Here is an 11,414-nt window from a genome sequence, read left to right as displayed (position 1 = left end):
AAGGAAGCGCTATCATTTAAATATAACAACTAACAACGCCTGACCGGAGTGAATCTTGGCTTCGGGAGGAAGGAAGGACAGGAGCATGATTGGAAAAACCACTGAACTAAATCCTTTAATGACTAAGAAAAAGAAAAGTTATCCTGTGCGGCGTCTATTTAGAGATTGGTCCTCTTGGATATTAATTGTCCCTACGCTTTTTGCCTTTTTCTTTTTTTCCTGGCAGCCGCTGATCAAGGGCATTGTGCTCTCTTTTTTCAATACAGAGGGTTATAATGCCGTAAGCTTTGCCGGACTGCAGAATTACAAGGATGTGATACAGAACTCAGCGTTTCAGCAGACACTGACCAACTCTTTTGTATATGTGTTTTGGTCGCTGCTGATTGGATTTGCTGTACCCATTATTGTCGCAGTTGTGATCAATGAGCTCAGGCATGGGAAATCGTTTTTTCGCTTTTCAGTCTTTTTTCCGAGCATGGTTCCCGGCATTGCTGCCTCGATGTTATGGATGTTTCTGTTTGAGCCTGGGAAGGGCGGCGTGCTGAATATTATGCTGAGCGCTCTGGGATTCCCGGTGCAGCAGTGGCTTCAGGACCCGGACATGACGATTATGCTGATTATTTTCACGATTACCTGGCGGAATTTTGGGGGAACGGTGCTGCTCTATCTAGCCAGTCTGCAAAGCATTAATCATGATCTGTACGAAGCGGCTTCCATCGACGGTGCGAATGTATGGCGAAGATTTAAAAGCATCACCATTCCGCAAATCTCCAGTATGATCGGATTGATGATGATTTTGCAGATTAGCGGTGTATTCCAGATCTTCAACGAGCCTCTGGTCATGACCGAGGGGGGGCCGAATAATGCCTCAATGACGTTGATGCTGCAAAGCTATTATTATGCATTCCGGAGTTTTGAAGCAGGGCATTCCATGGCGCTGGGGGTTATTACTTTTCTTGTTCTGATGGTGCTTACTATTATTTATTTCCGGCTGGATAAGAAATTGAACAGGGAGTAGAAGCTATGAAAACAAAAGAAGCATTTGGCATTATCGGCAATATAGAATATAGATCACCTTGGGTGCGCGTGCTGTATTGGTGCATGTTCATTCTGATGATTGTGCTTGCCGCCGTCTGTATTCTGCCTCCGGTCTGGATTATGGTCTCGAGTCTTAAAGACATCAAAGAGTTCTATGCGATCCCGCCCACCCTGATTCCTCGCTCATTCAATGTTGGCAAGCTATGGGAGACCTGGCAGGAATTTAACTTTCTCAGTTATTATCTGAATACGGCATACTTAGCTGTCGGTTCTGTACTATTTTGCCTTACGTTTAACGGGCTGGCAGGATATTTTTTTTCCAAGCTTAAGCCTCGAGGGAGTGCACTGCTGTTTGCTCTGATCGTGTGGACCATGATGGTTCCGAATACAGTCGGGATGGTGCCGCTGTTCAAAAACCTGATTGATTTTCCATTGTTACACTTGAACCTGACCAATACTTACTGGCCGATGTGGTTTATGGCTGCTGTGAATCCGGTGGTAATTCTGATCTTCAAGAATTTTTTTGATACCATCCCTCTGGCGCTGCTGGAAGCGGCCAAAATTGACGGAGCGAGCACGATCGGTATCTTTATCCGGGTGATACTTCCGCTCAGCGGACCGGTTATGGCAACAATTACGATACTAACGATGAACAGTGTCTGGCAGGATTTCTTCTGGCCTTTTATGGTGCTGAAGGATAAATCGACCTGGTCGGTCATTGTGGCCATTTACAATCTGAAAGCGACTTTGCCGCAGGACATTCAGTTTATTGCGCTGACGTTTGCGATCCTGCCGCCGATTATCCTGTTTGTTTTTTTCCAAAAGTACATTATGAACGGGCAATCCTTTGGTGGAAGTATTAAAGGGTAACATCACCCGATCACAAACCATTTCACAGTTTTGCCCCGTAGGGTGCTGCAGAAGGTGCGTGGTAAGATGATTTCAGATTCAAAAGAAAGCGCTTTACATGTTGTGAAGAATGCTTTAACAATAAGCTTAGGGGGAATTACATTGAGAATCGAACACACCAAAAAAATTACAGCTACACTGGCGCTAACATTACTTCTTACGGCCGGTCTGGCTGGCTGCGGAGGTTCCAAAGAAGAGAACGCCGGGGGGAATACGGAAGAAGCGAGCAACAAACAAGTGACGATCAAGGTCAGTAACTGGCCGAAGCCGAATGAGGAAGCCAAAATTGCCCAGTATGAGCAGGTTATGGCGAAGATGAAAGCTAATTTTCCGGATATCATTGTGGACAAGGATGAATGGGGGTATGACGTCAGCTCTTTCCTGCCTAAAGCGGCCAGTGGTCAGCTTCCAACGGTTTACGAAACCTTTTTTACAGAAACAAGCAAAATTATCAAAGCAAATTACGCAGCTGATATAACGGATACTATGAAAAAATATGGTTATGATCAGGCGATCAATCCAGATCTGCTTAAGATGGTTACCAAAGACGGGAAATATTACGGGATTCCGAAGGACGGATATGTCATCGGCATGCTCTACAATATGAATCTCTTTAAGGAAGCTGGTCTGTTGGACGATAAAGGCATACCAAAGTTCCCTAAGACATATGATGAGCTGGCAGAAACCGCGCAGATCATCAAGCAAAAGACTGGTAAGGCGGGAATGTTCCTGCCAACAAAAAGTGGCCAGGGCGGTTGGATGTTCATGAATATTGCCTGGGCATACGGCGCGGAATTCGAAAAACAGGTAGATGGCAAATGGCAAGCGGTGTTCAATTCTCCAGAAGCAGCGGCAGCACTGCAATATGTGAAGGACTTGAAATGGAAATATGATGTTCTGCCAGATAATAATCTGGTCGATGTTACAAATGACATGTTCCGCTTGTTCGGTACCGATCAAGTCGCAATGAGCTTCGGCACGAATGACTGGTCTCCAGTCATCCAGCAGCAGACCAAAATGTCTAAAGATAATGTGGCAATGTCCGCACTTCCAGTTGGGCCGATCGGAAAACCTGTAACCCTGCTCGGAGGTGGTCTATATATGTTTTCGCCTAATGTAACACCTGAGCAGATTGATGCTGGATTCAAATGGCTAAAAACCTACGGATTCACTCCGGAATCCTCAGAGGAGGCGTTGACTGGTTGGGATATCGAGAAAAAGACACTGAGTGATCAGGGGCTGATCGTAGGCCCATACGGACTGCGGATTTGGACAGATGAGAAGCGGATCGGTGAAGAACAGAAGATTCTCGACAAATACAACAATGTAAACTTGGATTTGTTCCGTGATTATATGGACAACGGCAGTAAAGGCATGCGGGCAGAAGAGCCGGTCAACGCTCAGGAATTGTACCAGAAGTTGGATATTGTACTGCAAACCGTCCTAACGGACAAAAACGCAGATCCACTGGAGGTTTTGACTAAGGCTGCTGAAGAATTCCAACGTGATTATCTCGACAAGGTGAAATAAACACAGTCAAACGGCGGCGTCGTCCTTCTAAAGGACGGCGATGCCGTTTCTGCGTACATTGCCAAAATCTACTCTAAGGGATAAAGGAGAGGTGCATTATATGGCAGCAAAAGAATGGGGAGACTGGAACGCGCGATGGATCTGGCCTTTGGACGAGGAAGGAACTGAAAGTTGGGAGCAGCAACACGAGCGGGTGTATTTTCGCAAAATGTTTGAGCTGCCAGCTGGAGCGGGGAGGGCCTACAGTCTGAATTTGGCCATTACAGCTGACAGCCGCTACAGACTCTTTGTTAACGGGCAGCGTTTATGGGCTGGTCCTTGCAAGGGTCATGGTCATGTACACTATTATGAGGAGTTCCATTTGAATGACGTTTTGCAACCAGGTATAAATGTGATTGCTGTTATGGTAGTTCATTATGCTGGGACTTCGCCATTTGAATTGGGTGAAGACGGTCCTCTATCGATTTGGCGCTCGCAAAAAGGCGGCTTGCTTGTAGAAGCGGATGTTATGAACAATGGGCAGATTGTACAGGAACTTAATACGGATACCTCATGGAAAAGCATTAGGGACCACAGCTACCGGCTTCAGCCGTTTCCGATTATGCGCTGGATGGGCGGATTGGAAGAGGTGGAGGGGGACATGTCGCTGCTGAATTGGATTCTGCCGGAATATGACGACAGCGCCTGGCTAGCCGCAGGGATTGTACAGCCGGTGCGGGATGATTATGGTCAATTAACCCCCTGGCAATTGGCGGAGCGACCGATTCCGCTGCTGTATGAGCGCGATCAGCTCTTCCTGAAGCTGATGCGCAGCAGCAGTGGTGAAGGGGAAGCCCTTTTTGAAAACGGGCATAGTCTGGAGCTGCGGAATGAAGCTGGTGGAGCTTCGCGGCCATTAGCAGGAATACACGTGGAAGCGTGGCAGCAACTCTGGCTGGAGCTGGATGCAGGAGAGCTAATCACAGCTTATCCGCAGCTTAAGCTTCTTGGGGGGAAAGGTAGCCGAATCACCCTGCTGTACGCCGAGTGCTACGAAGAAGAGACTGGAGATGACGAGATCCGCCGCAAATCCATCCGTGATGATATGCAGGAGAATGTGTTAAGAGGAGGATATGACTGCTATCATCCTGCCGGTTATGGCACCTCGGTGCAGATGGAAAGCTATGAGCCATTCTGGTTTCGTACCTTCCGGTATATCCGGCTGGAGGTGAATACTGGAGCCGAACCTTTGACGATATCCGGCTTCAGTTATCGGGAGACCGGATATCCTTTGCTGCCGGAAGGAAGCTTTCATTGCAACGATGAACGATATAACCAGCTCTGGGAGCTGAGTGTCCGAACACTTCAACGCTGCATGCATGAGACCTACGAGGATACGCCGTATTATGAACAGTTGCAATATACCATGGATACCAAACTGATGATGGAATTTACGTACCTGTTATCAGGAGACGACCGATTGGCACGGAGGGCAATGGAAGATTACAGGGCTTCGCAGCTGCCAAATGGCATGTTGCAAAGCCGCTACCCCTCCGTGCTGCCACAGGTCATCCCCTCCTTCTCTTTATATTGGATCGGGATGATTCATGACCACTACAGATCCTTTGGAGATCTGGCTATCGTAAATCGGTACCGACTGCCACTGTTATCCGTATTGGACTGGTTCGATCAGCGACTGACACCGCAAGGTCTGGTGGACAGAACGCCTCGCCAATATTGGAATTATTTTGACTGGGTAGAAGAATGGCCACTTGGTGCACCAGACTGTACGGATGATACACCTGCGACCATGCTTAGTTTGATGTATGCGGCCGCGCTGGAGCAAGCGGCTGAATTGCTTGCAGCCAGCGGTTGGACACAGATTGCTGGTGAACTACGTCAGCGAAAAGCCGCAGTCAACGCTGCAGTGCTGGATTGTTGTCGCCAAACGAACAGCCTGATGTTCCGCGACAGCCCGGCGGCAACAGCGGAAACACAGCTGAGCCAGCATACGCAGGTCTGGGCGATTTTAGCTGGCACGGTGGACGCTGTAGAGGGTGCAGCACTACTAGAGATTACAATGGCTGACACATCACTGGCTAAACTTTCGCTGCCGATGAGCTATTATCTTTTTCGCGCGTTGGAACATTGCGGATTGTATGACCGCTCCTTCGGACTATGGGCTCGTTGGATGAAACAGCTGGATTTGAACCTCACTACACTCCCGGAAATGGACTCTGTTGGAACCAGAAGTGACTGTCACGCCTGGAGCGCTCTCCCGATCACTGAGTTCACAAGAGGGATATTGGGTGTCCGGCAAGGGATAGAGGGAATAACCGTAAAGCCACATTGCGGCGATCTGCAACAGGCCAGTGGAATCGTAAGCACAAGTCTGGGTCCAATACATGTAAAATGGGAAATCCATTCAGAAGCGGGACATAAAAGCTTCCATTTTGAAGCTAACTGGCCAGCAGGTTCGGCGATTACAATTATCTTGCCTAATCATGAAGTGCTGCTGACAGATGCAGGTTCTTTTTATAAGGCGATCGACATTAGTCACTTTAGCTGATAGTCTGATTTCAATTGAGCTTCGTTTTCGTTGATTCATACACCAGAGGGGGATGGGGAGTTATATGTTCAGATCATTCGGCCGCAACATCCGCCTTGTCCTGGTGCTGTTTATTACCGTTTACATTGCCGCTTCGAGTTTCATTTTGTACCGTACTATGGAGCATAGAAGTTTGGATATGTTGCGGCAGTTGTCCGTTCAATACACTGGCCAGCAGCATAAGAACACTCTTTTGTTCATGAACTGGCTAGAGGAGACCTCCAAGCTTATCTCCAACAATCAGGTGGTACAGAATGCGTTGAAAAAACCAGCGTACGACGGAGCGATTTCTCCGATACTTGAGGGCATTCGCTCCTCTAGCAGTGACATTCTCGGTATTTATATTTGGGGTGAAGCAGGGGGGACGTACTCCTCGAGCAATGTATCCGGGCTTCTCCCCTTTGCAGAGATCAAGAAAGTTCCGGTGATGGAACAATTTCTGGATAATCGGGAACAGGCTTTGCGCTGGACGGTGCTGAACCGGGAACATCTGATGAATGCGCCTTCTGATCTGCGCGACCGCCTGCTACTTGAAGTGAAAATTCAGGATGCGGAGGGGCAAGTTTTAGGTCTGCTCTCGCTCGAAGTTGAGATTGACAAGCTGTACAGCTTCTACCTGTCAGGCAAGAATACGATCTACGGCGAGAATGAAGTTTATCTGCTGACAAGTAACGGAAAGCTACTGAATGCGGCGGATGTGCCCATGAAGCGACTGCAAGAAGTTAGAACAGCGCTGGCCACACCGAAAATGAATCATCCGGCTAAGCCGGAAGGTCAAGAAGGTATCGCCAGTAGTGATGCAGATCTACTTGAGCGTGAAACGGCCGACGGCTTGATTTTACTCTATCCGCTGCCCGAATCGGACGAGCGGATTGTCACCTATATCTCTGCAGACGGAATGAATGCAGAGCTGCGGACGTTTAAGTATTTAATGATCGGATTAAACATCATGGTGTTCATAGTTTTCTGGTTGCTGATCTCAAAGCTTAGCGGCAGTATTGTTAATCCGCTGAAACAGTTATACTTGAAAATTAACTCCACGATGAAAGACTAAGATTGGCAGTCAGAATAGCAGACAGAATCTATGGGAAATAAATGAGATTCTAATATTTATCAATTGGAATAATGTGGTAAAATGGAGTAATGGGAGAGATAGTTAACGAAAATAGAGGAGGATATAAATATTTTATGGGAAACGACTTATACAGAAAACTAGGGGCATCCTTTCTAATTTCCGCTGGAGTAATCTATGCTATTGAACGTGTGGGCTCTTTGATAGCTCGCAGCCATGAAACTGTTGCGTTATACGAAGCAAACATGTTTGAGACCTTACCTGAAACTCATATTACAGGCTTCTTCGATAATATCTTTGTGCCAATCCTTACGTTCCTCGGTATGATACTTTTTGTATATGGGTTCCCGAAAAAAATAAAATAAGATAAGATAACTCATTCAACACGATGTGAACACATTATGGATTGTACCGCGAAGTACTAAGATAACGGGATACTAAAGTGAATTTAGCGGTTGCTTCGGCTGCCGTTTTTATTTGTTTCAGTTAACGGGCAGTTTAGCTTTAGGAGAATAAAGGTCTTGATAGGCTTAATGTCGAAAAGAATATAACCGCGTAAAATGAAGGAGAGGTACTTTGAAAAAAATTAGGGTAGCAACAAAAGAGGAAATGATAGAAATTTATAAGATGGGCTATGATGTTTGGGGAGATAATCTGCCATATGAAGAATATATAACGATGTGCCAGGCTTCAAAGAAGTATAAAAAGGGTACGTGGTATGTTCTTGAAGCAACAGACACAAAGCAACTATTAAGTTCCCTCATCGTATATGATCTAAATCTTTCTGAAGGCCAAATTGTAAAAGGGATTGGTTCAATCGCTACCCCTTTATATTTAAGAAAAAAAGGATACGCTTCTTTATTGGTCAAAGAAACGATAAATAAACTTGAAAAGGAAGAAAAATGTAACGATTTTTTCCTTTATAGTGATATTGGGATAGAATTTTACATAGGATTAGGTTTTATTGTACTACCTAATGATAGTCAAAAATATAAAGACAGTGTTTGTATGTATTACTCAAAAGAAAATGATTTCGACTCCATATCACTTGATATCCCCAATTACTTTTAAAGCACTATGATCTTTAGTGAGTTGTGGCGACTGTATGAGACTGATAAACGTATCCAAGGAATTAGTAAAAAAAGAAATCGTTCTTTGTGAGAAAAGTGGAAGTACCACCTACCTCTCAAAAAGGAACGATTTCTTTGTAATGTCCGCATTCACTAACAATCTTAGTTAATGGGGCAGTTCCTTCTTCAAGCTAATCGTAACCGTAGTGCCTTGACCCGGAGTGCTGGAGATGCTTAGCCCATATTGAGGGCCGTATTCCAGCTTAATCCGTTCGTCCACATTTCGCAGGCCATATCCGCTCTGGAACAGCACATCTTCCTTGGCTTGGCTAAGTGTCGCGCCGTTGGCAAAGCCGACTCCATCATCCGTCACTGTAAAACGAATCTCATCCTCCAGCAACTCACCCTTAATCCAAATCCGGCCCATGCCACGTTTCTCGCTGATACCATGTTTGATCGCATTCTCTGCGATAGGCTGAAGAATCAGCTTCAGAATGCGGACCTTGCGCAGCGATTCCTCAATGTCGTATTCAATCTCGAATTTATTCGGAAAACGCATTTGCTCGACAGTCACAAAACTTTCCACTAGGCGAATTTCTTCGTCGACAGTGACGAATTTGTCGCCTTTATGCAGGCTAATCCGAAAAAAGGTCGCCAGAGAAGAAATTAGCCGCTCAATGTCGGGCTGCTTCTTTAGCCGGGCAATCCAGGCGATCGCATCCAGTGTGTTGTAGAGGAAATGAGGATTGATCTGCGATTGCAGCGCAGTCAGCTCGGCTTTGCGTTGCTTCTCTTTCTCTTCATCCTTTTCCAGCATTAATTGGCTGATCCGTTCTACCATCTGATAGTAGCTGTTCTCTAGCTGGAAAATCTCATCGACCTGTGCCCGCTGCTCATAGACAGCAGCTAAGTCTTTTTTGCCAAACAGACTCAGCTTCTTCTTCAAATTCAGTAGTGGACGGGTGATTTTGGCCGCCAGATAAAAGGAAAGAATCAGTAGGACAATGAAGGTAACACTGGCGAAAAGAAGGGCATTTCGGTTACCCTTGGCAATTCCCTCCAGCAATTTGTGGCTAGAAATCACACTGGTGAACTCCCAGCTAACGCCAAGCGTCTCCAACCTAGGATTCAAAGGATAAGTAGCAATGATGTAGGAGTTACCGTTATCTGACCAGGTGCGATAGCCTTCTTTCTGACCCGGATGAAGGGGGGCGTTCTCCTCCAAAAAATTGCCCAAGAGCCGCTTGTCAGGGTGAGATATAATCCGGTCGCTGGAAGTCAGGAAGGAGTAGCCAATGCCAGTGAAACTGGAGGAATAAAGATCAGCCAAGGCGAATTCTCTGACATAGATGATGACAACCCCGATATTTTGCCCCGTATTGAAGTTCCGGAATTGCTGTCCGAAAGGAATATAGGCATTGCCGTCACCATCCCGTTTGATCTCACCAACAACAGGCATGCTGCTCTCCTGTATCTGTTTAATAAATAAGGCTTCGGGAACCTCAAGCATCTGCTCCTTGGACTGATAAGAATAAAGCATATTGTCATTTGTGCTTATAATCACATTGCCCACGAGAGCATTCTGGGTCAGCATGCCGTCGATGATAGCTCCGATCCGTGATTCCTTGTCTGTTACCGGCAGGGAATCGTTATTAATGATCTGGTAAATATCACTGTTCACTAGAAAGCGCAGAAACAACATCTGAATGTCATCGACCATCAACTCCACACTGAGACCAATTTGGCGCTGAGTCTGGACGACATGGCGGTACAGATCCTTTTGAAGATAGGTATAGGAATAGAAGTTGAAAATAACAAGCATCAGCACCAGATGCAGTGACAATCCCACTAACAGGACAACAACAATCCGACTTTTGATCTTGAACCTCCGCATCCAAGAATTAATCCGGTTGGCCATCGTTAGCTTAACCATAGGTTTTTGCATATTCGCTCGGTGGGATGCCCGTCATCTTTTTGAAAATCTGGCTAAAGTATTTGGAGTCAGTGAAACCAACCTGATTGCCCACCTCATAGACCCGGTACATCGGATTGCGCAGCATACGTTTGGCTTCTTCAATCCGATATTCCGTCAGACATTCATAGAAAGTCTTGTTTAGATCTTTGCGGAATAGATGCATTAAATGGGTTGGACTGACGAACACCGCAGCAGCAACCATCTCCACGGTAATGTTCTCAGCATAATGCTCCCGGATAAAAGCGAGGGCATCTCTGATTTCACGCCGGCATCGAGCTCCGGCCTCTTCTTCAGCGTACAACACGCGTTCAATACCAGACAATGCACGCTGCGCAGCCAGCGAAGCCTGTTTGTATGAATCTACGATTCCGTTCCATTCTTGAGTTGGTTTGCCGATGCCTACGCTAAGAGCCTGGCCGAAGTGCTGCTGGCTCCATTCCGATAGCTGCTTACCTAATCTGCGGGCAGAATCACCGGCAAGCTCAGGTTCATCGGTTCGGAGTATCATAACCCACTCCAGATGACTATCGCGGAATAGACAGAGCTGTTCAAAAGAATACGCTTCCAGAATAACCGCTGCTTCATCCTCCAACGCTTTGCCTACATCAGTTCCTTGAAGACCATTATCAGCAGGGAAGGCTATGGACAGCGGCAGCATAGCTTTTCCTGGTTCCAATTGCAGCTCCAGCAGCTTTATTTTGCTGGTAATGAATTCCTCACTATGCAGCTGGCCATGCAGTAAATCCTGCCAGAATTGTTTGGATATCGCGGCAATTTCCTCATTAAGCTGCGAATATCGCTTGGAGAGTTGCTTTTTCCCCAGGATTTCATCACCAACGCTTCTTACTGTATCTGCGAGTTCTTCTATGTTAATGGGCTTTAACAGATAGGTGGAGGCGCCATAACGCAATGCAGCCTGTGCATATTGAAATTCGTCATAACCGCTGAGGACGACAATACCTACGAGCATGTCCTGCTCCCGTATTTTCTCGATGAGTTCAAGACCATTCATATAGGGCATACGGATATCGGTAATAATCACATCCGGGCGGTGTTGTAGTGCAAGCTCCAAACCCTCCTCACCATTGCTGGCTTCTCCTATGATCTCAACGTTGTATTCTGCCCAGTCTATGGTTTGAGTGATGCCCATACGAACCAGATATTCATCATCTACTATAAGCGCTTTCAACATTGGCCTCACCTCGAAGTAGTTTCTAATATGTCTTACAGCCA

At 46.3% G+C, this 11,414-nt stretch carries 8 protein-coding genes; 6 read left to right on the top strand and 2 right to left on the bottom strand.

Annotated elements, in window-relative coordinates:
* The first annotated feature begins 85 nt into the window (after positions 1-85).
* The 6 genes from CA600_RS03895 to CA600_RS03865 all read left to right on the top strand — a co-directional run bounded on the left by CA600_RS03895 (position 86) and on the right by CA600_RS03865 (position 8,207).
* A complete protein-coding gene (locus CA600_RS03895) occupies positions 86-1,018 on the top strand; it encodes a carbohydrate ABC transporter permease (RefSeq protein ID WP_218832755.1) in 933 nt (310 codons plus the stop codon).
* A 5-nt stretch (positions 1,019-1,023) separates the two neighbouring features.
* Positions 1,024-1,908 (top strand): carbohydrate ABC transporter permease, encoded by an 885-nt coding sequence (locus CA600_RS03890; RefSeq protein WP_094869013.1) that lies wholly within the window; start codon positions 1,024-1,026, stop codon positions 1,906-1,908.
* Positions 1,909-2,049: 141 nt separating this feature from the next.
* Complete coding sequence (locus CA600_RS03885) at positions 2,050-3,477, top strand: ABC transporter substrate-binding protein (protein ID WP_143812094.1); 1,428 nt, start codon at positions 2,050-2,052, stop codon at positions 3,475-3,477.
* Between the two features lie 100 nt (positions 3,478-3,577).
* Entirely contained in the window at positions 3,578-6,025 is a 2,448-nt protein-coding gene (locus CA600_RS03880; RefSeq protein ID WP_179281520.1) for an alpha-L-rhamnosidase-related protein, read from the top strand.
* A gap of 64 nt (positions 6,026-6,089) precedes the next feature.
* Complete coding sequence (locus CA600_RS03875) at positions 6,090-7,118, top strand: cache domain-containing protein (RefSeq protein WP_094869010.1); 1,029 nt, start codon at positions 6,090-6,092, stop codon at positions 7,116-7,118.
* 594 nt (positions 7,119-7,712) lie between these two features.
* Positions 7,713-8,207: a GNAT family N-acetyltransferase gene (locus tag CA600_RS03865; protein ID WP_094869008.1), complete on the top strand. Its 495-nt coding sequence runs from the start codon at positions 7,713-7,715 to the stop codon at positions 8,205-8,207.
* Between the two features lie 165 nt (positions 8,208-8,372).
* Here CA600_RS03865 and CA600_RS03860 read toward each other — a convergent pair whose 3' ends face one another.
* Both CA600_RS03860 and CA600_RS03855 read right to left on the bottom strand, forming a co-directional pair.
* Positions 8,373-10,151: a sensor histidine kinase gene (locus tag CA600_RS03860; RefSeq protein WP_094869007.1), complete on the bottom strand. Its 1,779-nt coding sequence runs from the start codon at positions 10,149-10,151 to the stop codon at positions 8,373-8,375.
* On the bottom strand, positions 10,132-11,373 hold the full coding sequence (locus CA600_RS03855; RefSeq protein ID WP_179281519.1) for a response regulator: 1,242 nt from the start codon (positions 11,371-11,373) through the stop codon (positions 10,132-10,134). The genes CA600_RS03860 and CA600_RS03855 overlap by 20 nt, the downstream gene beginning before the upstream one ends.
* Positions 11,374-11,414: the final 41 nt, after the last annotated feature.

The sequence above is a fragment of the Paenibacillus sp. VTT E-133280 genome (assembly GCF_002264385.1).
In the GTDB taxonomy this organism is placed as follows: domain Bacteria; phylum Bacillota; class Bacilli; order Paenibacillales; family Paenibacillaceae; genus Paenibacillus_AQ; species Paenibacillus_AQ nitricinens.
Note: the sequence above shows the minus strand (reverse complement) of the source record. Positions and strands in the feature narration are given on the sequence as shown.

What these genes read in the sequence shown, in the direction of transcription:
- CA600_RS03895 (WP_218832755.1), top strand. Translation starts at nt 86, where the DNA reads ATGATTGGAAAAACCACTGAACTAAATCCTTTAATGACTAAGAAAAAG.
- CA600_RS03875 (WP_094869010.1), top strand. Translation starts at nt 6,090, where the DNA reads ATGTTCAGATCATTCGGCCGCAACATCCGCCTTGTCCTGGTGCTGTTT.
- CA600_RS03860 (WP_094869007.1), bottom strand. Translation starts at nt 10,151, where the DNA reads ATGCAAAAACCTATGGTTAAGCTAACGATGGCCAACCGGATTAATTCT.
- CA600_RS03890 (WP_094869013.1), top strand. Translation starts at nt 1,024, where the DNA reads ATGAAAACAAAAGAAGCATTTGGCATTATCGGCAATATAGAATATAGA.
- CA600_RS03880 (WP_179281520.1), top strand. Translation starts at nt 3,578, where the DNA reads ATGGCAGCAAAAGAATGGGGAGACTGGAACGCGCGATGGATCTGGCCT.
- CA600_RS03855 (WP_179281519.1), bottom strand. Translation starts at nt 11,373, where the DNA reads ATGTTGAAAGCGCTTATAGTAGATGATGAATATCTGGTTCGTATGGGC.